Origin of the sequence: Rhodococcoides fascians A25f, assembly GCF_000760935.2 — a bacterium.
Classification (GTDB): Bacteria; Actinomycetota; Actinomycetes; order Mycobacteriales; family Mycobacteriaceae; genus Rhodococcoides.
The window spans coordinates 4,099,733-4,124,093 of record NZ_CP049744.1 but is presented as its reverse complement, the minus strand read 5'-3'; the positions used below and the strand labels follow the sequence as shown (position 1 = coordinate 4,124,093).

General features: G+C 63.7%; 26 protein-coding genes. 9 read left to right on the top strand and 17 right to left on the bottom strand.

All coding sequences use genetic code 11. From position 1 onward, the window contains the following. Positions 1-113: 113 nt before the first annotated feature. Positions 114-530, top strand: coding sequence for a MerR family transcriptional regulator (locus BH93_RS19215; protein ID WP_037176308.1), 417 nt, complete (start codon positions 114-116; stop codon positions 528-530). On the opposite strand, the gene BH93_RS19210 is transcribed toward BH93_RS19215, so the two are convergent. The 4 genes from BH93_RS19210 to BH93_RS27995 form a co-directional block, all read right to left on the bottom strand. Then, positions 517-1,383, bottom strand: a complete 867-nt coding sequence (locus BH93_RS19210; RefSeq protein WP_037176312.1) for an alpha/beta fold hydrolase — start codon at positions 1,381-1,383, stop codon at positions 517-519. The genes BH93_RS19215 and BH93_RS19210 overlap by 14 nt on opposite strands. Positions 1,384-1,499: 116 nt before the next feature. Then, complete coding sequence (locus BH93_RS19205) at positions 1,500-2,252, bottom strand: ferredoxin reductase (RefSeq protein ID WP_037176314.1); 753 nt, start codon at positions 2,250-2,252, stop codon at positions 1,500-1,502. Position 2,253: 1 nt separating this feature from the next. Further along, positions 2,254-2,853, bottom strand: a complete 600-nt coding sequence (locus BH93_RS19200) for a sulfite oxidase-like oxidoreductase (RefSeq protein WP_037176316.1) — start codon at positions 2,851-2,853, stop codon at positions 2,254-2,256. 84 nt (positions 2,854-2,937) lie between these two features. Further along, entirely contained in the window at positions 2,938-3,078 is a 141-nt protein-coding gene (locus BH93_RS27995; RefSeq protein WP_242459013.1) for a hypothetical protein, read from the bottom strand. Positions 3,079-3,148: 70 nt separating this feature from the next. On the opposite strand from BH93_RS27995, the gene BH93_RS19190 reads away from it, so the two are divergent. Continuing rightward, positions 3,149-3,556: a DoxX family protein gene (locus tag BH93_RS19190; RefSeq protein ID WP_032404162.1), complete on the top strand. Its 408-nt coding sequence runs from the start codon at positions 3,149-3,151 to the stop codon at positions 3,554-3,556. A gap of 22 nt (positions 3,557-3,578) precedes the next feature. On the opposite strand, the gene BH93_RS28380 is transcribed toward BH93_RS19190, so the two are convergent. The 4 genes from BH93_RS28380 to BH93_RS19170 form a co-directional block, all read right to left on the bottom strand. Then, entirely contained in the window at positions 3,579-3,998 is a 420-nt protein-coding gene (locus BH93_RS28380; RefSeq protein ID WP_442981237.1) for a bestrophin-like domain, read from the bottom strand. A 72-nt stretch (positions 3,999-4,070) separates the two neighbouring features. After that, positions 4,071-4,949 carry a helix-turn-helix transcriptional regulator gene (locus tag BH93_RS19180; protein ID WP_037176318.1) on the bottom strand — a complete coding sequence of 293 codons (879 nt, stop codon included), beginning with the start codon at positions 4,947-4,949 and terminating at the stop codon, positions 4,071-4,073. Positions 4,950-5,080: 131 nt separating this feature from the next. Beyond that, positions 5,081-6,127 carry an NAD(P)-dependent alcohol dehydrogenase gene (locus tag BH93_RS19175; protein WP_037176320.1) on the bottom strand — a complete coding sequence of 349 codons (1,047 nt, stop codon included), beginning with the start codon at positions 6,125-6,127 and terminating at the stop codon, positions 5,081-5,083. Positions 6,128-6,325: 198 nt separating this feature from the next. After that, entirely contained in the window at positions 6,326-6,901 is a 576-nt protein-coding gene (locus BH93_RS19170) for a GNAT family N-acetyltransferase (RefSeq protein WP_037176322.1), read from the bottom strand. Positions 6,902-7,045: 144 nt separating this feature from the next. On the opposite strand from BH93_RS19170, the gene BH93_RS19165 reads away from it, so the two are divergent. Next, on the top strand, positions 7,046-7,534 hold the full coding sequence (locus tag BH93_RS19165) for a nucleoside deaminase (protein WP_037176323.1): 489 nt from the start codon (positions 7,046-7,048) through the stop codon (positions 7,532-7,534). A gap of 68 nt (positions 7,535-7,602) precedes the next feature. Beyond that, the gene (locus tag BH93_RS19160) at positions 7,603-8,952 is read left to right on the top strand and encodes an alpha/beta hydrolase (RefSeq protein ID WP_037176325.1); all 1,350 of its coding nucleotides are present in this window, start codon (positions 7,603-7,605) and stop codon (positions 8,950-8,952) included. A gap of 134 nt (positions 8,953-9,086) precedes the next feature. On the opposite strand, the gene BH93_RS19155 is transcribed toward BH93_RS19160, so the two are convergent. The 3 genes from BH93_RS19155 to BH93_RS19145 form a co-directional block, all read right to left on the bottom strand. After that, positions 9,087-9,242, bottom strand: coding sequence for a hypothetical protein (locus tag BH93_RS19155; protein ID WP_165712781.1), 156 nt, complete (start codon positions 9,240-9,242; stop codon positions 9,087-9,089). Between the two features lie 73 nt (positions 9,243-9,315). Next, a complete protein-coding gene (locus tag BH93_RS19150; protein ID WP_037176327.1) occupies positions 9,316-10,605 on the bottom strand; it encodes a competence/damage-inducible protein A in 1,290 nt (429 codons plus the stop codon). A gap of 63 nt (positions 10,606-10,668) precedes the next feature. After that, a complete protein-coding gene (locus tag BH93_RS19145; protein WP_037177011.1) occupies positions 10,669-11,223 on the bottom strand; it encodes a helix-turn-helix domain-containing protein in 555 nt (184 codons plus the stop codon). A 132-nt stretch (positions 11,224-11,355) separates the two neighbouring features. Here BH93_RS19145 and BH93_RS19140 point away from each other — a divergent pair, with 132 nt between their 5' ends. From BH93_RS19140 to BH93_RS19120, 5 genes are all read left to right on the top strand, one after another. After that, positions 11,356-12,612, top strand: a complete 1,257-nt coding sequence (locus tag BH93_RS19140) for an MFS transporter (protein ID WP_052065632.1) — start codon at positions 11,356-11,358, stop codon at positions 12,610-12,612. Between the two features lie 21 nt (positions 12,613-12,633). Continuing rightward, a complete protein-coding gene (locus tag BH93_RS19135) occupies positions 12,634-13,293 on the top strand; it encodes a response regulator transcription factor (protein WP_037176328.1) in 660 nt (219 codons plus the stop codon). Between the two features lie 13 nt (positions 13,294-13,306). Then, the gene (locus BH93_RS19130; protein ID WP_037177013.1) at positions 13,307-14,695 is read left to right on the top strand and encodes a sensor histidine kinase; all 1,389 of its coding nucleotides are present in this window, start codon (positions 13,307-13,309) and stop codon (positions 14,693-14,695) included. Between the two features lie 119 nt (positions 14,696-14,814). Then, a complete protein-coding gene (locus tag BH93_RS19125) occupies positions 14,815-16,194 on the top strand; it encodes an MFS transporter (RefSeq protein ID WP_037176330.1) in 1,380 nt (459 codons plus the stop codon). Positions 16,195-16,204: 10 nt separating this feature from the next. Further along, positions 16,205-17,143, top strand: coding sequence for a TAXI family TRAP transporter solute-binding subunit (locus BH93_RS19120; protein ID WP_037176332.1), 939 nt, complete (start codon positions 16,205-16,207; stop codon positions 17,141-17,143). Between the two features lie 16 nt (positions 17,144-17,159). On the opposite strand, the gene BH93_RS19115 is transcribed toward BH93_RS19120, so the two are convergent. The 6 genes from BH93_RS19115 to BH93_RS19090 are packed head-to-tail and all read right to left on the bottom strand — an operon-like array spanning position 17,160 to position 24,226. Continuing rightward, positions 17,160-17,918 (bottom strand): hypothetical protein, encoded by a 759-nt coding sequence (locus BH93_RS19115; protein ID WP_052065634.1) that lies wholly within the window; start codon positions 17,916-17,918, stop codon positions 17,160-17,162. Between the two features lie 45 nt (positions 17,919-17,963). Next, positions 17,964-19,034 carry a lipocalin-like domain-containing protein gene (locus tag BH93_RS19110; protein WP_242459011.1) on the bottom strand — a complete coding sequence of 357 codons (1,071 nt, stop codon included), beginning with the start codon at positions 19,032-19,034 and terminating at the stop codon, positions 17,964-17,966. Positions 19,035-19,069: 35 nt separating this feature from the next. Further along, positions 19,070-20,557 (bottom strand): aldehyde dehydrogenase family protein, encoded by a 1,488-nt coding sequence (locus BH93_RS19105; RefSeq protein ID WP_037176337.1) that lies wholly within the window; start codon positions 20,555-20,557, stop codon positions 19,070-19,072. Beyond that, positions 20,554-21,876, bottom strand: a complete 1,323-nt coding sequence (hmgA, locus tag BH93_RS19100) for a homogentisate 1,2-dioxygenase (RefSeq protein ID WP_037176339.1) — start codon at positions 21,874-21,876, stop codon at positions 20,554-20,556. The genes BH93_RS19105 and hmgA overlap by 4 nt, the downstream gene beginning before the upstream one ends. Then, a complete protein-coding gene (locus BH93_RS19095) occupies positions 21,873-23,126 on the bottom strand; it encodes an oxygenase MpaB family protein (RefSeq protein ID WP_037176340.1) in 1,254 nt (417 codons plus the stop codon). The genes hmgA and BH93_RS19095 overlap by 4 nt, the downstream gene beginning before the upstream one ends. Continuing rightward, the gene (locus tag BH93_RS19090) at positions 23,123-24,226 is read right to left on the bottom strand and encodes an alpha/beta hydrolase (protein WP_037176343.1); all 1,104 of its coding nucleotides are present in this window, start codon (positions 24,224-24,226) and stop codon (positions 23,123-23,125) included. Before BH93_RS19090 ends, BH93_RS19095 begins: the two co-directional genes overlap by 4 nt. Between the last annotated feature and the right edge of the window lie 135 nt (positions 24,227-24,361).

Genomic DNA, 24,361 nt, shown 5'->3' with positions numbered 1-24,361 from the left:
GCGAATTTTCGTTTCTTCGGTCCTGATCGGTCCGACATCGACAAGGCTAAAACTTCACGTTAACGTCAAGGGCAAGTCCAAGAACCGAAATATTGCTCCGAGGGAGATACTGGATGCGTATAGGCGAGGTGGCACACCTGGCAGGAGTGAGCACGCGAGCTCTTCGCTACTACGAAGAGCAGGGCTTGCTGGCGTCCGAACGTACCTTCAGCGAACAACGCGTCTACCCTGAGTCTGCCGTCGAGCGCGTGAAGTTACTCCAGCAACTTTTCTCCGCTGGTCTTTCGAGTCGGAAGATTCTGCAACTCCTGCCGTGTATAGACAGCGGCCAGAGCTCGCCCGAGGCCTTCGAGATCATGAGAGTCGAACGAGACCGAATCACCGCGGCCATGGCCGATCTGGCCGCCACGCGTGACGTCCTCGATCGGATGATCGACATTGCACACAACCCGACACCCGAACACTGTCCTGCGCTTCGAGACACCCCATGGGCACCGTTCGAGGCCGACGCATCTGCTACGCATCGGTGAACTGCCCGACTCCTTCTGGCTCCGCGTCGATTGCTTCGTCGATCGTTTCTCCCACTGCAGCCGCACCGACCGCAGTCATGGTCGTCCCTGCGTGATCGAGCCCCGGCATCGGGGTGATGGACGTCAGGTCGAGTGCTTCGATGTCCTGCGGTGAGTACATCGGGGCGGAATCTGCCCCAACACTCCACTGCGCGTGCAGGAATCGAATCGGCATGGTCAGTTCCCGGAATCGTGAAGCGCCGAAGAACACGTCCGTGGCGTCGGCGACGACCGCAGCCGACGACAGTCGAATCGATCCGTCGGCCAGATCGTGTTCGGCATACGTCCGTAGCAGCGGGTCGGCGGGGTCGAGCAGCGGCAACGACGTCGACACCAAGAACTCGATGTAATCCTCGATGTTGTTCCACCGCTGCTGAGTTCGCGCAATCTTGTCCCCGAAAGCAGCCGCTACGTTGTCCTGGGTGAGACCGGCGGGCGGTGCGACTGGAACGCCCCCGTCGACGAGAACGAGACTCTTCACTCTGGACGGATACCGGGCCGCGAATTCGACTGCCACGAAACCGCCCATGGACATTCCGCACACGTGCACGGCGTCGAGTCCCAACGCATCCAGGACGGCGTCCAGATCGTCTGCGTGCTGGGCCAGCGATGACAGTCCCGTGACGTCCACGCTGTCACCTCTGCCGCGCAGATCCGGTGCAACGAGGGTCAGGTGCGGCGACTCCGCGTGCAGCCAGCTCCAGAGCATGCGCTGGCTGGAAACCCCATGCACCACGAGGACTGGCTCACTGGTCCCGGTGTGTGTTTCCACGACGACGTCTCCGCCGGATACCGGTACTCGATCGATGGTCATGACTGCAGACAGTATGGGAAGCCGGATCCAGAAGGGACGGATCCCAACCCCACTGTGACCGTCGAAATGTGGATAGTTCATCTACCGCGTGCGCGGTGCCGAGCGGAGGGCCTCCCTCAGCTCGGTCCGAAACGCTCGGTACGGATGTTCGCTGCCGAGTGGCCTCGCGCCACCAGCATGTCGGCCACCGTGTCGACGAAGCTCGTGGGGCCGCAGATGTAGCACCGCGGCTCGAACTCTGCCGGCCATCCGTGGGCGTCGAGGTCCTCGATCGTGATGCGGCCGAGGGGCCGTGCGTTGCCGGCAGGGGCACGCCGCGTGTGGATCATGGTGACGTCGACGCCGGCCGGAGGGTGAGCCCACTCGTCGGCGAAGTAGACCTCCGCGGGTTCGCGCACCGAGTACAGCACCCGGAAAGGCACTCGTCCACCCGTCGCCGAAGCCTGCGCGTGAACCATCGCGCGGAGCGGGACGATGCCGGAACCGCCGCCCACCAACAGGATCGGCGGGGACGGTGTCTCGGAGGGCTCGGACGGCCGCCAGACGAACCATCGACCCACCGGCCCGCGGATCTCGATGCGATCGCCGACCTCGACGGCCTCGACCAGGTAGGGCGACACCTCGCCGTCCGCGACGTTCTGGACCGCGATCTCGATGCGCGACGTGCCGTCGGGAGCCGACGCCACGGAGTAGCTTCGCTGCGCGCTGTAGCCGTCTTCGGCGGTGAGCTTGACGTCCACGTGCTGACCGGCAAGATGGCCTGGCCATCCGTCGACGTCGAGAACCAGGGTGGACGCGGTTGGTGTCTCACGCCGCACGGTCTGCACCGTGGCAACGAGCCAGGGTTTCGCCCCAGCCGCCGATGTCACGTCAGTCGCCCTGGTACCGCTGCTCACGCCACGGATCTCCGTAGTCGTGGTACCCACCGCGCTCCCAGAAGCCTTGCTCGTTCTCCAGGGTGAGTTCGATGCGTGAGATCCACTTGGCCGATTTCCAGAAGTACAGATGCGGAACGAGAAGCCTTGCGGGACCACCGTGTTCGCGAGCCAGGGGAGCCCCGTCGAACTCGGTGACCAGCCAGGCCTTCCCGTCCCTGAGGTCCTCGAGGGGGAGGTTGGTGGTGTAGCCGTCGAAGCCGTGCACCACGACGTATCCGGCATCGGTGTCGAGACCGTCCAGCAGAACGTCCAGGCTCACGCCCTTCCAGGTGGTATCGAGCTTCGACCACTTGGTGACGCAATGGATGTCGACGGTTGGAGTGTCGTGCGGGAGTGCCGCGAATTCGTCCCAGGTCCAGCTGCGAGTCTCGCCCCGTTCGGTGGTGATCGAGAACGACCATGTGTCGGTCGCGACCACGGGCGCGGGCCCGATCGCGAGGACGGGAAAATCCTTGGTCAGATACTGACCGGGGGGAGTGCGCCCGTCGTCGCCGCGTCGGCGGCCGACGAAGCCCTTCGAGATCAGTGCCATGGTGACGAATTGTGCGCTCGTGGTCGGGAGTCTGACAAGTCAGGACGCATTCGACGTGGAGCTGCCCAAGATCCGAGAAGGGGGTCAGACGATCCCGCCGTTGGCGTACACGACCTGACCATCGATCCATCGAGCAGGACCGGCCAGGTGGGCGACGGTCTCGGCTGTGAGTTCGCACCCGGATGTTCGTGATCGACGCTGAAGCAGTCCTGGTGTGATCCGCACGGCGGTGAGTTTTCGTACCGATGGCAGTCGATACCGGCGACACCTTGTATATCGAGCATCGGAGACGACCATGACCACGACGACCACCCCTGCGACCAACTCACGCCGCGCAACCCGCGCGGGCTGGGGCCTCACTGGACTTCTTGCGCTATTCCTGATCTTCGACGTCGTCGGCAAACTACTGAATGTGCAGCAGGTGAAAGATTCGACTGCGGAGTTGGGGCTCCGCGACGAGATGACGCCCGTCATCGGCATCGTCCTGCTTGTGTGCCTGGTGCTCTATCTGGTGCCTCGTACCGCGTTTCTCGGTGCGGTTCTGCTGACCGGATATCTCGGTGGTGCCGTCCTCACCAATTGGCGAGTGGACAAGCCGTTGTTCAGTACGGTCTTGTTCGCGGTGTACGTCGGAGTTCTTGCTTGGGGTGCGCTGTATCTGCGGGATCCGAAGGTGCGTCAGGTCATGCCGATAGTGCGGTAGTGGGTGCTGCGCATCCGTCGGGTCAGGTGGGGTTGCCGGCCTCGTCGCACGGGGCCGGGTGGCCGTCGTCGATGAACTGGAGCGTCACGTTCATTTCGGTGGGTTGGATGCTGCCCGACCAATCGGAGTACGGGTGGTCGAGAAACGCGACGACGACCAGAGCCGAGGCCACGAGCGCGGATACGAACGCGATCGGAACGGCTTGTACTACAGCGGATTCGCGGCGATCCGCCTGTACGCACATGTACGAAAGAATTGCCGACGCTCCGATGCCCAGCACGATCCACAGCGGAAACGGAACCGACGGTGTTGCCTCGGCCAGCCGATCGCGGCGACCGTCGCGGCGTTCGGCTTGTTGATCGAACCACTGTCCATACGCCGCCTCCTGCGAGGCACCTTCCGATGTGGTGGCCGCAAATCCTCGACCATGGTGTCGACCCAGTGATTGACCGCCGGCGACGTTTCACGCGGTTCCGCGGTGAGCGGCGCGGCGGCGACGTTCGGTACAGATGTGTCAGGGCTTCGGCTGTGCCTCGGTGCGTTCTGCGGCCCATGATCCGAGCAGCCGTATGCGTTCCGCGCTCGGCGAGCCCGGCTCAGCGGTGTACACCATGAGGACGGCTCCGGGATCGGCGGTGATAGCGAGCGCCTCGTAAGCGAGGTGAACCTCGCCGACGACCGGGTGGTTGAAGCGCTTCATGCCGGCCCCATGGGTTCGAACGTTGTGGGCACCCCACAGTTTTCGGAATGTATCGTCGCGCGTGGAGAGTTCCCCGACGAGGTCTTGGAGTCCCTTGTCGTGCGGGTCGCGACCTGCTTCGGCGCGCATGATGGCTACACACATTTCGGCGAAGGTGTCCCAGTCGGGGTAGAACTCTCGGGACGAAGGATCCAAGAACTGGAATCGAGCGAGGTTGGGCGTTCGTCCACCGTCCCCGATCACAGGGGCGTAGAACGCTTTCGCGAGTTCGTTCGTCGCCAGCAGATCCTGACGTTGGTTGCGTACGAAGGCAATCCCGTCCGTTATCGAATCGAGGGCCCATTGCAGGCTGATTCTCGGGGCAGCGGGGCGGGCAGCCTTACGTCGAGGACGTCCGGAGGTCGGTACTCCGTCCACAGCTCGCGCAAGGTCGAGAAGGTGTGCATGTTCGGTGTCGTCGAGTTGTAGTGCGCGCGAGAGGGCATCGAGCACGGACGCCGATGCACCGCCGATGGCACCGCGCTCGATACGCGCGTAGTACTCGACAGAGAGGCCGGCAAGTGCTGCCACTTCGCTTCGTCGTAATCCGGCGACTCGGCGACGGCTGCTTCCACCCGTGATACCGGCCGCATCCGGGGTAAGCCTGGCTCGGCGGGTCATGAGGAACTCGCGTACCTCTGCCTTGTTGTCCATGCGGTCCAGCCTAAGTCTGCCGGTCGAATCGAGCGACGCCCTGCTGATACATCCTTCGTGATGACGCATCGGTAAATTTCGAGGTCGCCGGTGCAAGCAGATCGCCGCCTGCACCGGCTACCCCTACTCGATCAGACCAGGGTCGAGGTATCGATGACGAATCGGTAGCGAACGTCGGAGGAGAGTACCCGTTCCCACGCGTCGTTGATCTTGTCGGCGGAGATGACTTCGATGTCGGCTCCGAGGTGGTGTTCGGCGCAGAAGTCGAGCATTTCCTGCGTTTCGGCGATCGATCCGATGGCCGATCCTGCGAACGTTCTGCGGTGGGGGATGAGCGAGAAGACCTGCAACGGAAGGGGTTCTGCGGGAGCGCCCACGTTGACCATTGCGCCGTCGACGGCGAGCAGAGACAGGTGTGCGTTCAGATCGATCGAGGCGCTGACGGTGTTGATGATCAGATCGAATGTGGACGCGAGCTTCTCGAATGTGTCGGGGTCACTGGTTGCGTAGTAGTGGTTTGCTCCCAGTCGAAGTCCGTCCTCCTGCTTCTTCAGCGACTGCGACAGAACCGTCACCTCGGCACCCATGGCGTGGGCGATCTTGACGGCCATGTGGCCCAACCCGCCCATGCCGACCACCGCGACCTTCTTGCCGGGACCGGCTACCCAGTGCCGGAGCGGTGAATAGGTGGTGATCCCGGCGCACAGCAGCGGCGCGGCGGCGTCGAGCGCGATGCCCTCGGGGATCTTCACCACGAAGTGTTCGGTGACGACGACCTGTTGGGAGTAGCCGCCCTGGGTGGTCGTGCCGTCGCGGTCGGTGCCGCCGTAGGTCTGGATGTTGCCGACGAGGCAGTACTGTTCGAGACCCTTGACGCACTGGGCGCATTCGCCGCACGAGTCGACCATGCAGCCGACTCCGACACGATCGCCGACGGCGTGCGTGGTGACCTCGGATCCGACCTCGGCCACTGTTCCTGCGATCTCGTGGCCGACGACCAGCGGGTACGGTACCGGGCCCCATTCGCCGCGCGCGGTGTGAATATCGGAGTGGCAGATGCCGGCGAACTCGATGTCGATACGGACGTCGTGTGGTCCGAGGTCGCGGCGCTCGATCGTGATGGGGGACAGCGGCTGGTCGGCTGCGGTGGCGGCGTAGGCCTTCACGGAAGTTGTCATGTTTCGATGAAACATGAGTCGGCGAGATCGAGACAGTCTCTGACGAGAGGTGTACCAGGAGAGCACCCCTTGTCGGTTCTGCTGGAGATCGTCCACCTGCTGCTGATCTGCGCCTGCTTCTCTCCGCGTCGACGCGAGCCGGGTGAACCAGTGTGGTTGTCCAATTCCGATGTGGCGCAACGGTAGAACCGCACCACCTCAGTGGCGCAGGTCTTTTCGCATGATCACCCGAGGGAAGCCACCCGACACCGACATTGTTTCGACGGCGAACTCGAAGCCCGCCGACTCGAACAGCCGGCGGGTTCCCACGTATGCCATGGTGAGATCGACTTTTCGGCCCTTGTTGTCCACCGGATACCCCTCGACCGCCGGGGCACCATGGTCGTCCGCGAACCGAACGGCACCGTTCAACAACGCATGTGCGATTCCGCGTTTTCGGTGGCCGGCCTTGACCCGGAAGCACCAGACCGTCCAGACCGGCAGATCGTCGACGTGCGGAATCTTGTTGGACCGCGCGAACGGTAACTCCGAGCGCGGTGCAACCCCCGCCCAGCCGACCACCTCGTCGCCGTCGTAGGCCAGTACCCCCGGCGCGACTGTTCGACGGGTCAGCTTCTTCACGTACTCGGCGCGTTCGGGGCCGACGAGTGCCCTGTTGGTCGCGGAATCGATTCGGTGGCTCAGGCACCAGCAGACCGAGGACGTCGGGTTCTTCGGGCCCAGGATTTCACGCAGATCCGCGAACGACGTGGCCGGCCGTATCGAGAAGCTCACCCGCCGACCATACCGAGCATCGATGGCTGGTGCCCCGGAACAGGCACCCGGTTGTCGGGACGAACCGGCCCGGAGTTTCCGCGTCTCGACCCGGTACGGTCGTGGCGTGGACACTTCGATCGTCGACGCACCCGGCGGTGCGCTGTGAGTATCTCCTCGAGCGACCGCACATTCCTGGCCCGTGCTGTGGACTTGGCGGCGGACGCGGTGCGGACAGGCAACGATCCGTTCGGCTCGGTGCTCGTCTCGGAGGGCGGGGAAGTGTTGGCCGAGGACAGGAATCGGGTGGGCGACCGGAACGATCCAACCCAGCACCCCGAGATTGCTCTGTCACGTTGGGCTGCTACCAATCTGAGCCCTGTTCAGCGTCGAGCGGCGACGGTCTACACCTCTGGTGAGCATTGTGTGATGTGCGCCGCGAGTCACGGAATAGTCGGGCTCGGGCGCATCGTGTACGCGACGTCCACCGCTCAATTGCTCACGTGGCTCCAAGAATTCGGCGCTGCACCACTCGCCATCACACCGTCGCCCATCGAACAGATCGTGCCGGGGATCGTGGTGGACGGGCCGGTCGCCGAGTTCGGCGATGCTGTTCGTGAACTACACCGGCAACGTCACGCGTCTGCGCAGTAGAGAGCAACAAAGAGGGGAAGGCCGTGCCGGACGGCATCGAGATCGAAAACAGGCAGCGTACGAGTGCGATGACAACGGCGCTCGCAGCGACCGGTGGCGGCAGCGTCCTACTGGCGTGGTTCGAGTTCGTTCTCATCCGTCAGCAGCTCGCGGTGGGATTGTGGGTCATCGCCATGGCAGTGGTGGCGATATGGCTCGTCTCGTCCGATGCCGGGAAGCTTGCAGCCGTAGGCACTTCGCTCGGTGCTGCCGCCGTCGTCACTCAGGTCGCATGGCTGGTGACGGGCTTTCACGCACTGTGGGTCTTGTGCTTGACCGCGGCGATTGCACTCGGGTTCTTTCTGCTCGCGTCGGCTTGGGCGGGCCGTTCGGCGAGCTCCTCGGGTCGGGGCGGTACCCGTAGGGCGGTTGCCGTGGTTTCGGCCGGTTTCGCTGCGGCGAGTGCGGTGGTGGTCTCCGCGCTGGTGATAACTACCGCAGCCAGTCCGGCACCGCTGATTCGATCGCTGCACGCGTTGGGGCAGAGCAACTCCTTCGAGTCCGACGCGCCGACAGCGACGACTGTGGTCGACGGGGCCCGTCTCACCAGCGACGTCGAATACGGCTCGGCGCTACCGAATTCGTTTCTCGACATCTACATCGCGGACAACGATGCATCGATCCGTCGGCCCACGTACGTATCGGTTCACGGTGGTGGCTGGATAGTCGGAGACAAAGCGGACGGTGCTCCCACCACAGATTCGGACGGCGCGTCGTGGGTCGGCCCCATGCTCGACGCCGGTTACAACGTGGTGTCGCTGAACTACGCGTTCGCGCCGCAGTACCGCTTTCCCACGCAGACAATCCAGCTGGGCCAGGCCATGCGCTTTCTCGAAACGAACGCCGACCGGTACGGACTCGACATGAGTCGCGTCGTGCTCGCCGGAAACAGTGCGGGCGGCCACATCGTGGGCAACTACGCCATTGTGCAGACCGATCCCGACTACGCGCGCGCACTGGGCATCGAACCCACCATGGACCGAAATGCTCTGAAGGCGCTCGTGTTCGACAGTGCTGCGCTCGATGTCGGTAGAGCGGGCGCACCGCAATCACCGAGCCCGTCCAACGGTTTCTTTTTCGACATCGCGGCCCGAAGCTACCTCGACACCACCGACCCAGCGCTGTTGGCGCAGGCGAACGTCATCGACAACGTCACAGCCGACTTTCCACCCAGTTTCATCTCCGACGGCAACACCGGCACTTTCCCAGATCAGGCAGCCGAACTGAGCGCCAAGCTGGACAGAGTGGGCGTCGCCAATCGCCTGAACCTGTACAGCAAGAACGAGGCGAGACTCGATCACGGATTCATGGCTGTGAGTTCTCAGTGGACCGACGACTACAACCGTCTCAGGATCGAGTTCCTCCGCGACTTCGTCTGATCTTCACCGCCATCTACGTCGGTATCGCAGCGTGGGCGGCGTTGTACCTGCGCGATGAGCGCGTCCGAAGCATCGTCCCGTTGCGCCGAACACTGCCATCGGACTCGACCACTCGGTAGCCCTCGGGCGACCGCTCAGTTCTGAGGAACCTCGTCGGTCGGAGGATGCGGCACGTTCTCTTCGTCCACGTGCGCGCCTTCGACTGCATCGGTCTCGGCGGCGTGGTCACGCGGACCGTCATTGCTGCCGTGCGACGGTACTGCTTCGCTTGCATCGCTGGGCATCGTCATGGAATCTCCTAGTGGTCGAGGCGACCGGTCGCCGGTATCAGGACCTCCTGGGAGTGCCCCGCTGGACACAGAACTACACCCGGTCAGGCTTCAACGCGTCGGCGAGCATGTGCATCGCTGCTGTGGTGGACAGTGCACGCACACTTGCCCGGTCGCCGGGGAGATGAAGCGTGCGGGTCGAGGTCGGTCGGCCGACAGCGGCAATGGCGAAGCAGACTGTGCCGACCGGTTTGAGTTCCGTGCCGCCGCCCGGTCCTGCGATTCCGCTGGTGGACACGGCGATGTCGACGCCCAGTCGGTGCCGAGCGCCCTCTGCCATCAGAGCCGCGACCTGTTCGCTGACGGCTCCGTGCTGTTCGATGGTCTCGGCGGGAACGTCGAGTAGGCCGATCTTCGCCTCGTTCGCGTAGGACACCACAGCGCCGATCACGTACGCAGACGATCCTGCGCGGTCGGTGAGCCGGGCCGCGATCATGCCTCCGGTGCAGGATTCCGCAGTGGCGATTGTTCGGCCGGTCAGTCGGTCGGCCACGATGTCGTCGATGGTGGATCCGTCGGTCGAGAAGACTTGTGCACCATGGTGTTCGTCGATGAGGCCGACGAGATCGGAGTATGCGGTTGCTGCCGACTCCGCATAGCGGGTCACCATCTCGAGCTCACCGAGACGCAGGCACGTGGTGATCTCGAGAGCGTCGAATCCTTCGATCTCGACCTCTGCCGTCCGCAACGTTGCGGCGAGGTCGGCCTCGGACAACCGGTAAGCGCGAATCGTGTCCTGACGGATCCGAGCGCGTCGCGTCAAGACCTGGGCGACGGGCGCACTGTCGAGTGCCTCCGGCCACATCGCCTGCAGTTCGCGAGGCGGTCCGGGCAGTATCAGCACCACGGGAAGTGTCCCGGAATCGTTGGCGGGTATCGCCACGCCGGGGGCAGTTCCGGTCGGTGAAATCGATTGTGCACCTTGCGGAACCATTGCCTGCTTGCGAATCCCCGCCTTCAGTGGCTCGGAGTCGATCGCGGAGCTGAGTCGGCTGCGCCAGCGCTCGACGATCTCGGAAATTCGCTTCTCGAGCTGAACGTCGAGGTGCATTTCTCGGCCGTACAACGCAGCGACTGTCGCCACCGTGAGATCGTCGGCGGTCGGACCGAGGCCTCCGGTGGTGACGATCAGATCGACGCGCTGATCCGCGAGAAATCGCACTTGTGCCGTCAGGTCATCGGGTCGGTCGCCGCAGATCGTGATGTGTGCGACGTCGACACCCAGCTCGAGGAGTTGCTGCGCCACCCACGGGCCGTTTCTGTCGGCGACCCGACCGGCCAGCACCTCGGTGCCCGTGACCACTACACCCGCTCGCACACTCATTCTTCGACCTTACTGTCCCGATGCTCGCACGGATCTGTGGTTGCCGGTCATCCTCGCGTCACGTCAGTGGGTGCGGGAGGCGGCGGACACCAGCAGTGCGCGCGTGGGTTCGTCACCGAGTGCTCGGACGGAGTGAGCGTTGAGCGACGGGAAGTGCAGCGCATCTCCGGTTTCGAGTCGAACACTGTCGTTTCCGATGGTGACCTCCACCGAGCCATCCAGTATGTAGAGCCATTCCTCGCCAGCGTGGTGGGCAATCGGGGCATCCGAGGCGGGCGGGATGGTCAACAGAACGGCATCGATACCGGGGTAGTTGCCGGACAGGGGAGTAATCGCTCCGTTGGCAGAACCGTGGCGACGCTGGTCCCCGGCTCTCACCAGGTGAAACGCGAGGGTCGGCTCCTCGGCAACGAGTTCACTCAACGTCACCTGGAACACACGTGCAAGCTCGATCAACGTGCCCACCGACGACTGCCGACTCCCTGACTCGATGCGCGAGAGTTGCGTGGTCGACAGGCCGACCCGCTCCCCGAGGGCGGCCAGTGTCCAACCCCGTTCGCGCCGAAGACTCGCGATCCTGCGTCCGATCCAGTTCTCGTCACTCGGATGGCCCGGCATGGAAGGAATGGTACGCACACCGACAACGAATATTGCCCTGTAGGTCATTCATATTGCCCATGGGGTTGATTTGTCGGTACCCGCCTGCGATGGTCGATCACGGGCGATGGCAATTCGAGGAGGGGAGCAGCGGTGACCGATACCGGCTCGGAACATCCGTCCGGCAGCCTGGAGGGTTCCGATCGAACTGCTCTCTCCGTGGTGGGAACGGGTGCCGCTGTGGCAGCGATCGTTCTGCTCGGCCTCGATCTACGCGTGGTGTTCGGGAGCGCGTCGGCGGTGCTGGCCGAAATTCGACAGTCCTACGCCCTGGGGTCCGGTTCGGCCGCACTACTGACCACCGGACCGGTCGTGTGCCTGGGTGTGTTTGCCGTCGCGGCTACTCGGGCGGCTCGGCGATGGACCGTGCCCGTCGTGCTGACCGGATGTCTGATGCTGATTTTCGTCGGGACAGTACTGCGGGGAGCGCCGTGGTGGCCGGCGCTCGTGTTCGGAACTCTGCTCGCAGGGATAGGTATCGCTGTCGCAAATGTTCTCGGGCCCATCTTGATTCGCCTGCTCTTTCCGCACCGGATCGGATTGACGACGGGCCTGTTCACCGCATTGGTCAGCGCCAGCGCCGGCATCGCCTCGGGTGCGACCGTCCCGTTCGACACATTCGTGTTCCACAACTGGCGAACGACGCTGATGGCCTGGGCAATACCGTCCGCCCTCGCGGTGGTGGCCATGGCACTTCTCGCACGACGGTATCGCCACGTCGACTGCACGACGACCTCAACGGACCGATCTGCGCCGAAGTGGCAGACCGCTGTTCTGCGGTCACCTGTTGCCTGGGCCGTCACTGGATTCATGGGACTGCAATCGCTGCTGGCCTATTCGATGATTGCGTGGCTCCCCACGATCTACCGGGATCGCGGGCTCAGTGCCGAGAATGCAGGACTGTTGCTGACTGCACTGTCGGTGTCGAGCATCGCCACAGCACTGACCGTCCCCATCCTCGCCGCCCGCTTCCGTCGACAGAGTGCGCTCGCAATCGCTGTCGTCGCGCTGTCCGTCGCGGGACTGATCGGCGTCCTCGCAGGCGGCGTCGAGCTGGCGGTGGTGTGGGCAATCCTGCTCGGACTCGGTCAGGGAGGCCAACTTTCGCTTGCCCTGACGATGATCAATCTTAGAGCCCCGAACACAGCGACAGCAACGAGCCTGTCGACGATGGCCCAGTCCATCGGCTACCTCGTGGCCGCAGCGGGACCCGTCGCGGCAGGCGCGTTGCACAGCTCGACCGGTTCGTGGACGGCACCCGTACTCGCACTGCTCGTGGTCATGATTCCGCTGACGATATGCGGATTCACGGCCGGGCGAGATACGCCGGTGACGTTCGTCCAACCCTGATGGTGGCCTATCTTGATCTCGATGCGTATTGCAGTGGTGGAAGACGACGACGGGGTCGGTGACGCGTTGGTCGACGCGCTGACCGAGGTGGGGCACGCACCTGTTCGAATGCGTCGTGGTGCCGACCTGTTGCTCGGCTATCACGAGATGGATGTCGTTCTGCTCGATCTCGGGCTGCCCGACATGGACGGCCTCGACGTTCTGCGCAAACTACGGACTCTGAGTTCGGTCCCGGTGGTGGTGTTGACTGCACGGGACGACGAACGCTCGGTGGTTCGTGCTCTGCGAGGCGGTGCGGACGACTACGTCGTGAAACCCGCTCGGTTGGGTGAACTGCACGCCAGATTGGAAGTAGCCGCGCGTCGTCGGAGCGCGACGAACGACACCGCCGAAAACCGGTTGGTTCTCGGCGACATCGCCGTCGATCTCGTCGGTCGAGGTGTCGAAATCGACGGGCGTGAAATTTCGCTGACGACCAAGGAGTTCGACCTCCTGGCTCATCTCGTGACGCGACGGGGCGAAGCAGTCAGCAGGGAGCAGTTGATGGATGCCATCTGGGGCGATGCGTACGTTGCGATTTCGCGGACGCTGGATGTGCACATGACTGCATTGCGATCCAAGCTCGATCGGCCGGGAACCATCGTCACCATTCGCGGCTTCGGCTACCGCTGGGACACCTGACGTGCGCGGCCGCATTCTTGTGGTGTTGATGATCTACTCCACCGTCGTCGTGCTCGCCCTGTCGGTGCCTCTGGCCCTGCTGGTCGGGCGGGAGCGGGCACAACGATTCGGTGAGAACAGGGCCTCCGCGGCAACGTTCTTTGCCGATCTCAGTTTGCGCGAAGACGAATCCGGTGAGCCTCGCTTGCTGGAGTCGGTGCAGCGGTACAACGATCTGTACGGCGAGGGGATTGCTGTCGTGGATCGGACCGGCGCGGCCCGGGCTCTGTCGGGCCTGGACCTGACGCGTGCGGACGTGCAGCAGACGGTCGCAGGAGCGTTGCGAAATCAGCGCGGCGACCTCCCGTCGAGTCTGACACCGTGGTCGCATTCGTCGGTGTTGATCGCTGCACCGGTCGGTGGGGGAACGCAGGTCGACGGCGCGGTGGTCCTCGAGGCATCCACCGACTCGGCGCGTCGGGACGTCGCAATCGCCTGGGTGGTCATCGCCGCTGGTGCCCTTTTGATTCTCGCTACGGTCGCGGTGATCGCGGTTGCGTTGTCTCGCTGGGTGGTTCGGCCACTGACCGCACTGTCCTCGCGAGTCCACTCGTTCGGCGGAAAGTTCCACGATCAGCTACCGATCGACGAGGTTCCGACGACCGAGCCGGCTGCCTACGACGGGCCGCCGGAAGTTCGAGAACTGTCTCGCGCGTTCGATGCCATGGCAGGCGATGTCGAGGCAGCCACGACGGCGCAGCGCCGACTGGTGGCCGACACTGCTCATGCGCTTCGCAACCCGCTGGCAGCGTTGAGGATTCGACTGGACGTGCTGGGAATGCGGATACCCGATTCGGCAACCGAGGTGCACCTGCGGACCACCGTCGAAGTCGACCGCCTGAGTTCGGTGGTCGAGGATCTGCTCGTCTTGGCCGCCGCCGAAACGCCGGTGAGCAGCCGAACCACCGGATGCGAGCTGGGTGCGGTGGTCACCGATCGAGTCGAATTCTGGTCGAGCACAATGGCTGCGGCCGGTACTACTGTCCGCATCGACGAGCCGGATCTCGAGGTGGGGCTCCGTGTTGCGATACCGGAGGACGACCTGATCCGCATTCTCGACGCGTTGCTCAGCAACGCCACCAAGTACGCAGGTGCGGGTTCGGACGTCGAGATCGGCTACCGCGCACACGGCACCGACGTATGCGTCTGGGTTGCCGACACCGGACCAGGTGTGCCGACGGACGAGCTGCCGATGATCGTCGACCGCTTCTTCCGTGCGTCGAGTGCGCGCGGCGCGGGCACGGGTCTCGGCCTCTCCATCGTGCGGGCACTGACCGAGCGGACGGGTGGGAGTCTCGAGGTGAGTGCGCGCCGTCCGTCGGGTCTGCGGGTCGAGCTGCGTTTACCGACCACCGATTCCTAAGGGAGTGTTAGGAAATCCGAATCGGCTTGGTTCCGGGCTGTGCTTACCGTCACAGTAGGGGGACTTCGGTTGTCGAGTCCCTTCGGCAACGCGACCCGCTCATCGTGGAAGGACCAACCATGGCCAACGAGGCCACCTCGACTACCGGTTCGGCTCGCCCGACACCGCCTGTCTCGTCTCCCGCGGCCACTCGTCGTGCCGTGTACAACACGTTGCGCGGGTCGTCGGGCAACCTCGTCGAGTGGTACGACGTCTACGTCTACACCGTCTTCGCGACCTATTTCGAGAATCAGTTCTTCGACTCGGCAGACAAGAACTCGACGATCTACGTCTACGGCATCTTTGCGGTCACCTTCCTGATGCGTCCGGTCGGTTCGTGGTTCTTCGGACGCTACGCAGACCGACGAGGCCGTCGTGCCGCGTTGACGTTCAGTGTCTCGATGATGGCGGCCTGCTCGATGGTCATCGCGTTCACCCCCGGGCGGGAGAGCATCGGCGTCTGGGCCGCCGTCATCCTCATCCTGTGCCGTCTGGTGCAGGGCTTCGCCACCGGTGGTGAGTACGGGGCGTCGGCCACCTACATGTCCGAGGCCGCCACCCGTGAGCGTCGTGGATTCTTCTCCTCGTTCCAGTACGTCACGCTGATCGGCGGACACGTACTGGCGCAGGTGACGCTGTTGCTGATGCAGGTCTTCTTCGAGCGGGAGCAGATCGAGGACTTCGGTTGGCGGATCGCGTTCTTCATCGGTGGCGTCGCCGCAGTGGTCGTCTTCTGGCTGCGCCGCAGTATGGACGAGTCGCTGACCAAGGATCAGCTCGAGGCCGTGCGCAGCGGAGCCGATCAATCTTCGGGATCCATGAAAGAACTGGTCACCAAGCATTGGCGCGCCCTGCTGATCTGCTTCATGGTGACCGCTGGTGGCACCATCGCGTTCTACACCTACAGCGTCAACGCACCCTCGATGATCAAGGCGGCGTACGAGGACCGCGGAATGACCGGAACGTGGATCAACCTGTTCGGGCTGGTTTTCCTCATGCTGTTGCAGCCCATCGGCGGGTTGATCAGCGACAAGGTCGGTCGTAAGCCGCTGCTCGTCTTCTTCGGTGTCGGTGGGGTGCTGTACACCTACGTACTCATCACGTATCTGCCGTCGGCCACGTCGGTGGTGCAGTCCTTGGCGCTGGTCTGCGTGGGCTACGTCATTCTCACCGGTTACACCTCGATCAATGCGATCGTCAAAGCCGAACTGTTCCCCTCGCACATCCGTGCCCTCGGCGTCGGTTTGGGCTACGCGCTCGCGAACTCTGCCTTCGGCGGAACTGCTCCGTTGATCTACCAGGCCGCGAAGAACGGCGGGCACGTCGGCTGGTTCATCCTCTACGTGACGATCGTCATCGCCATCTCGCTGCTGGTGTACATCTTCGTTCTGCGGAACAAGACGGAGACCGTCCTGGACCGCGAGCAGGGTCGAGCGTTCGAGCAGTCCACCACGCCATAGGGTGACTGATATGACTCCGCCTGCAGCGTCGTTCTCGCGTAGAACGGCGCTGCAGGCCGGTGTGCTGGCTGTGCTCGGCACTGCCGCCGTGGGGTGTTCGCCGGATTCACCGACGCAGTTGCGTCTCGCGGCGGGTGAGGTCGGCGGCTTCTTCTGGGAGTTCGCCGGATTGTTGTCCGACGCTTCCTCGAAAACCGATGTCGCGGACATCGTTCCGCTCACGACGGCCGGCTCGGTCGACAACCTCGAGGCGCTGCGATCTGGCCGGGCCGAGCTGGCTCTGACGCTCATAGACGCCGCCTACAGTCATCCGAGTCAAGACTTGGCGGCGGTCGGGTGCGTATACGAGAACTACTTCCAAGTTGCCGTGCGCGCGGACTCGACCATCGAGACCATGAACGATCTGCGCGGGCGGAACGTGAGCATCGGTGCCCCGGGGTCCGGCGCGACCGAAGTATCTCAACGAGTTCTTCGGGCAGCGGGTGTGGTGGAAGCCGATGCCGTCCAACAGGTTCAGCTGTCCATGAGCTCGGCGGCGGCGGCCCTGTCGAGCAGCGAGGTCGACGCCGTGATGTGGGCCGGCGGGTTGCCGACTCCCGCATTCGCCCAGCCGCGTTCCGCCATCCGTCTACTCGATCTGGGTGCCGTCGTCGCCGGTCTGAGGCGCGAATTCGGTACCGCGTACGAGGCTGTGCTGGTTCCGGCGAACGTGTACGGCGAGCACGCGGAAGTCACCACAGTCGGTATCCCGAACATTCTCCTGGCGCATCCCGAAGTGCCGGACCGCGTTGTCGCTGCACTGGTGAGTGTGCTTCTCGATCAGTCGTCCGGGCTGGTCCCCGGTCAGGCGATCGGCAGCCAGTTCCTCGACGCCCGCTCACTCGTCATGACCGGCAGCATCCCCCTCCACCCCGGGGCCGAACAGGAATACCGCCGACGACACGGGTGAGTGACAGCGACGGCGACTAACGCGCGATCGACTCCACTCGCGCCTCGAAATCGAACCTGTTGATCGCGCCCAACCCCGTTGCCTCCTCGGTTCCCATCAGCGAGGCCATTTTCGAACCCGCGTCGGCCGATACTCGACCGACTCCGGCCTGTGCCGTCGGATCGTGCACCGACAGCCGCAGAACCTTTGTGCCGCTGTCGGTTTCGTTCCAGATGCTGACCTCGTCCAGCGGCGACGGCAACTGTGGCAGTGGTGCCTGATCGACGACACGGACAGATCCCCCCTCGGAGATCCCGCCGGTAGCATCGGCGGTAGCGCCGACTCCCGGCAGATACGCGATGTCGAAACCGGCTTCGTGCATCAGGTCGTAGATCTTTCGGTTGTCGGTCACCTGTTCGACGGCATAGAAGTGGTATCCCGAGGTGGCGTCGTGGCGGTCGACCGACAGAACTCGCTCGCCGAAAGCGAACGGTCCATCGAAGGGGACTCCGTCGATCGTGCCGCTCTGGCATGTCTCGACACCCATGAGCAACGATGAATTGCCGGGTAGTCCGGGGCCTCCGGGTAGTCCGATGAAGCTCGAGGAGGTGTACCCGTCGGGCAGTGCGGCGTCGGCATTGGCCGGCGGCACCGAGACGATGGCCGACACTTCGACACAGTCTCGGGCGTAGAACCCGCCGATGTCGGTCGGCTCTGCCGCGCCTGCGGTGGGGGCCACCCCCACACCCAGTAGGAGGGCAAGCCCGGTGGCCAGCGACAGACGGCGAGGGTACATCGAACTATGGTGCACAGCAGTGCCTTTCCGGGAAGTTGGGTGGGATCAGTTCAGGGCGACGAGCTCGTGCAAGGTTCTGCCCGTGCGAACATCGGTGACACCGTCTCGGACCACTGTGAGCTCGAATGTGGAATCGAATCGGAAGTAGCCCGGATGGCCGACGAGTCGGTACAACAACGGCCTGAAAACCTTGTGACCGGCAACCGGTACGTCGTCCAGTAGGTCGTGGGCGTGCACCACGGTCTCTACGGTGAGTACCAGTTTCACCACGCCGGGGATCTCGATCTTCAACCATTCCGGGTACTTGCGATTGGCAATCGCGTTGTACACCATCGGCCCTTCGGAGACCTCGGCCTCACCGGAGCTGAGAATGACTTCGCCCTTGTACGCCAGCATCATCGGCCGGCTTTCGTGCGCATCGAGGCGTTCCTGCGTCTTCACCAGTGCGTAGAGCAACGAGTAGTCGTCGTCGTACAGGCGGCCCCAGTGCCAGCGATCGATCACCCGCTTCATATCGCCGGCACCCCAGTTGTGATCGGCGTACCCCCTACCGGTGACGGTTTTCGTCGTTGCTCCGATCGTGATCGACCCCTCGACACGTGCACGGGGAGCAGCGACGACCCAGCCGAACACATCGGATTCGCCGAACAAGGTTTCGCCTTCGCCCGGCATCCAGCTGGGTAGCTCGTTGTGGAAACGCAGATCGAACGTGACGTCCTCTTCCGAGAGCGAGAGGTGATGGATGGGCAGACTGTCCGGGGGGAACTCGGCCCAGGCGTGATTGGGACCTACCCGGACATCGCACTGGGAGATAGACGCCGAGGCTTGCTTCTTCGAGTATCGCTTGAAGATCTGGCGGCGGGTTCCATCCGGTGCGTAGATCAGGATCTCCACGCTCGGCTTGGCCACCATCGCCGGCTCCTCCGGCCGGCGCAGGTTGAGGAAGCCGATGATGGTATGCCCGTCGTCGAGATGGGCATCGAAGTACCAGTGCTCGAAGCCTGTTCGGCTACCCGGCACGGGGTGCGCACCGTTGTGCCTCGGTAGCACTGTGGTCAGGGCGGCGTCGGTCCTGCCGGGTCCGTTCCATGTCTCCACGATTTCGGGCAATGTCATCTGTAGTTCTCCGCTTCGTTTGCTGGTTCCGGGCATCACAGGCCGTCGAAGCCGATGTGTACCGTCTTTTCCTCGGTGTCGCCCTCGAGTCCGGATCGACCGAGTTCGCGGCCGATGCCGCTCCCTGCTCGACCGCCCCAGGGCAGTGCCGGATCCGGCACACCCCATCCGTTGACCCACACCGTTCCCACTCGGAGCTTCTCGACGACGGAATGGACACGGGAGATGTTCTGCGAGTAAACCATTGCGTTGAGTCCGTACCGAGTGTCGTTGGCGATACGAATTGCCTCCTCGGTGGTGCGGAAGCTGATCACCGTGGCGACCGGGCCGAAGATCTCGTCGCGTGCAATGGTGAGTTCGTTGGTCCCGCGGAACACCGTGGGCTGCGCGTAGATTCCCGTACTACGTTCGCGCTTACCGCCGTAGATCAATTGTGCGCCTTCGGATATTCCGGAATCGATGTATCCCTCGATGCGGGCGAGCTGCTTCGCGTTGACGACGGTCCCCATGGTGGACCGGTCGTCGAAGGGATCCCCGACCACGGCGCTCTCTGCGGCCGCAACGAGCCCGTCGACCACCTGATCGATGACGGACTCGTGCGCCAGCACCCGCGTCCCGGCAGCACACACCTGACCCTGATGATAAAAGTTGCCCATCGCGATCCAGGGCATCGCTGCGTCGAGATCCGCGTCCTCGAAGATCAGCTGGGGTGCCTTGCCTCCGAGTTCGAGAACGAGCTTGCGGAAGCTCTCCCCCGCGAAGCTCTGAATCGATTGCCCCACAGCGGGGCTGCCGGTGAACGAGACCTTGTCGACCCCGGGGTGCGCGGCCAGGGCCGCACCGGCGACGGGACCGAGACCGGTGACCACGTTGATCACACCGTCCGGAATGCCTGCCTCGGCGGCGAGTTCGACCAGTCGCAGCGTGGACAGTGAGGCATCCTCTGCCGGCTTGACGACGACGGTGTTCCCCGCGGCGAGAGCCGGTGCCAGCTTCCAGGCCGCGATGAGGGCCGGGTTGTTCCAGGGAGTGATGGCAGCGACGACACCGAGCGGCTGGCGGACGGTGTAGCCGAATCTGTTCTGTGGGCCGAAGTTGGGTAGGGACATGGTCGAGCCGGAGATCTTGTCGGCCCACCCGGCGAAGTGACGGAACGACTCGGCGGTACAGGGAATGTCACCGCCGACGGAGTCGCGAAAGAGCTTGCCCATCTCGACAGCTTCGAGGGCAGCAAGAGTCTCGGCGTCCGCATCGATGAGCGACGCCAACCGAGTCAGTGCCTTTCCTCTCTCGGGGCCGCTGGTACGCGACCACTCACCGTGCTCGAACTGCTCACGTGCAGACCGAACTGCCGCATCCACGTCCTCCTGGCCGGCCGCGGCGATCTGGGCCACCACCTCGCCGGTGGCAGGATTAGTCGAGGTGTACGTGGCACCGTCGGCCGCTGCGATACGTGCACCACCGATGCGAAGCAGTGGCTCGGGTAGATCGAATTCAGGTCGAGTGATGTCGGCTGTGGTCATCGTGGGTCTCCTGTGGATGCGGAATCTCGGGGAACGAAATGTCGTTGCAAGCCGCTCCACGAAGAGTCGTAGTCCGGCTGGCGGTGCCCAGCACTGTGCGCGAAGTCCGTCGTGATCAACGGAAGTCGGGTCTCGAACATGAAAGCCAAGGACCCGTCGAACTTCTGGGGCACCAGCTCAGCATTCGAAGCGGTGGTGAACGTTTCGAGGTCGGGTCCGTGGGCTCCCCACATGTTGTGCAGGCTCGCCCCACCGGGGACGAAACCTTCGGCCTTGGAATCATGTTGCCCTCGAACGAGTCCCATGAACTCGGTCATGATGTTGCGGTGGAAGTGAGGAGGCCGGAACGAATGTTCGGCGACGTTCCATCGCGGTGGAAAGATGGCGAGGTCGACATTCGCCTGGCCGGGTCGCTCCGACGGGGAGGTCAGAACGGTGAAGATGGACGGATCGGGATGATCCCACCCGACGGTGCCCATGGTGTTGAAGCGGTCGGTATCGTATTTGTACGCACTGTGTGTGCCGTGCCAGGCCACCACGTCCAAGGGGGAGTGGTCGTACTCCGCTGCCCAGAGCTGGCCGCCGAACTTCTGGACCACCTGCACGGTGTCCGTACGATCCTCGTACGCGGCAACCGGATACGAGAAGTCACGGGCATGGGCGAGGCCATTGGATCCGATGGGGCCCAGTTCGGGCAGGGTGAAGTAGGACCCGTAGTTCTCGCAGACGTAACCGGAGGCCGAATTCGTGTGCAGTGACACCCGAAACTTCACTGCACGACCGATCACGGCGATCTCGCCGGGCAGGACGTCGAGGAGTCCGAACTCGGTATGCAGTCGTATTCCACCCGATTGCGGAACGACGAGTATTTCTCCGTCGAGATCGGCGAAATACCGGTCGGTCATCGACCTGGTCGCGTGGTACATGTGCACGGCGATTCCGTTGCGCTCGAGCACATTGCCGTTGGCTGCCATCGTGTACATGCTGTCCAGGAAATCCTCGTCCGGCCACGGGGTGTCCAGAGGATTCCAGCGCAGACGATTGACGTCGAGTACGCCGTCGACCAAGGGCGCTGATCGGAAGTGGCGGTTGTCGATGCGCTCGAACCTCGGGTGCCGTGCCGATGGGTCGATGCGGTAGACCCAGCTGCGTCGATTGATCTCGCGTGGCTCGGTGAACGCGGTCCCGGAGAGCTGCTCGGCATAGAGGCCGTAGGGCGCTCGCTGCGGGGAGTTCTGACCCCAGGGCAGCGCACCCGCGATCGCCTCGGAATGATGTTCGTTCCCGAATCCGGTCTGATATTCGAGGTTCTCGGTCATCGCCGCAACGCTCCCTGGGCATCGAATTCGGCCTCTCGGCCGTCCATTTGGGCACGAAGCCAGCTGCGACGGTGCGCGTCGGCGATTCGCTCCATCCGCGGTGCGACACCGGGCACGAATCGGCGAACGAGCTCGAGCGCAGTGATGAGAGGGAATCGCGCGATCACGATCAGAATCCACGGGAACGCCGAAGGCATATCGTATTTCGCACGCGTCGCCGGGCCCATGAACAGCGTGGTGTACGCGCCGTAGATGCCGTAGTTGTACCGAGCACGTAGGCGCGCGAATCCCTTCTGGTGCGGCCTGGGTGCAAAGCTGGCGGGAAACGATTCGATCAGTTCCTTGCCGTGCACCCCGGCGTCGTAACTGCGTGCTGCCGAGACCATGGCCGTCATGCGCAGTGAGTCGGCAATGGTGGTCGGGAAGTTGTCCACGTTCACCCCGAGCAGATGACCCATGAACTTCTGAAAATGCAGCAGCGCGCGGATCTCGGTGGGTGTGGTCTGCAGTCCGACGAGTCGCAGCGCCAACGCGGGTACGGTGCTGCCCCCGAGCAGCGTCAGCATCTGATAGCCCTGGCTGATGGGGTAGCCCCACTTCTCGGTGTGCCATTCGGGATGCCCATCGATGCGGCGTCTGACTGCAACGTGCATCACCCGCACCTTCATCGCGGTTGCTCGGCCGGTCGATCCGATGCGCAACAGCGCCCCCGGCTCCGATGTGTCGACCCAGAACTGGCAGGTTTCCAGAAATCGGCGTAGTGCGTTGTCGCCTGCGTAGCCGCCGGCGAGGGACAGCGGTGTCGCAACGGCTGCCTCGGTGTACATCTCGAGGGTGATGCCGCCCGCAACAGCGAACAACATCGTTCCCCAGCGCCGCCAGATGGCCGCGCCCTGTTCGACCAGCTCCGGCCGCACCCACTCCGGAAGCGTCTCGAACTCGTCGAAGAGAATGCGCATGCTGACCGGTACGTCGTCGAGTGCGTCGATGCCCTCCACCAACGCTCGGTCGAGAAGTGCACGCCCGGCCTTCGGATCCGCGGCGAAGACCTCGTCGACGAAGTTCTCGGCGACGGGGTCTCCGTGGAACAGGCTGTCGCAGAAGTCGGCGGCGAGTTCGTCGGACGGAAAGAGCGACGTGCCGAACAGCTTTCGCACCGTCGATTCGACTCGGGCGAGACGCGGGTTCTCTCGATGCTCCCAATACGTGAAAGCAGTGGGGACGCGTCCGGTGTCCGCGGTGAGGGTCATACGTTCTTCTCCATCCAGGTGCCGCATTCGTCGGTGACGGCGCCGACACCGTGGGGTTGGTCGACGAGATAGTGATTGAGTTCGGGCAACTCGACGAGCGTCGAGTCAGGACTGGCGTCGTGCATCGCGCGGGCATCGTCCGCGAATGCGGCTTGGTCGCCGAGCAGCGAGACGATCAGCGTCGGTGCGTCGATCCTCGGTAGATTCTTCAGAGCGTCGGCTCCGGTGTGATCGGAGCTCCAGGTGCTCAGCCAGCTGCGTACCGACACGAATCGTGCGAGCCCGCCGGCTGCGGTGTTGGCGCGCTGGGGATCTCCGTACATGCTGCCCAGCTTTCGGTCGCTGGGATCGAGCGTGAGGTCGACGAATCGAGGGTCTGCGACCGTGCGGTGGACCACGAATGCGTGATCCGACGCGCCCCGGACAGCCATGGTGTCGAGTTTTCGGATTGCCCAGTCGTCGATTCTCCTGATGCGTTCGAGCTGCGCCGCGCGGTATTGCTCGACCCAGTTCCGATCGAGGGGATCGGTGCGATCGGGGCTGTACAGATCGAGCTCCGGGTCGGTGGAGAACGGATCGTTCTCGTCGGTGACGGCAGGGTCGATCCAGTGCCGCAGTACACGTGCCCGACCGGAGTGAGCTCCGACGAGCATCAGTGCATCGGCCGGGACGAGCGCGTGGCCGTCGACCTCGACGGTGGGCGACTCCGCCTGCTCCTGGTAGTAGGTCGACAGCGAGCCGCCGCCACTGAACCCGAGCAGAACGACCTTCTCGAACCCGAGTTCGTTCTTCATCCAGCGCACACCGGATCCGACATCGGCGATCGCGCGTTCCATCAACAGCGCCGGTTCGTTGGAGCTGTATCGCGTGTTCAGTCCCATGATCGGCAGACCGGCTTCGGCGAATCCGCGAAGTAGGAAGTGCGACAGGAAGTCCGAGGTGGGATGTGCGAGAAGGATTCCGACACTGCGGTCGTAGTGCTGCCGGGCAACGAGATTGGCGTGCAGCGTGGGGTAGTGCCGGGACAGGCCGGAGTGCATTTCCACCCGGCCGTCTCGGGCTGGTTCGTACTGAATTCTCTGGAAATTGTCGACGATCACTTGAGGGTCCGCCTCCTAGGACGAATGCGATCCGAGTCACAGAAACCTACCATACTTCGAGGTATGGACAAGTCTTGTCTTTCTTGTTCGTTCGGCTGCGAAATGTCCATACCGTGTAGTACGGTCGGTTGGTTC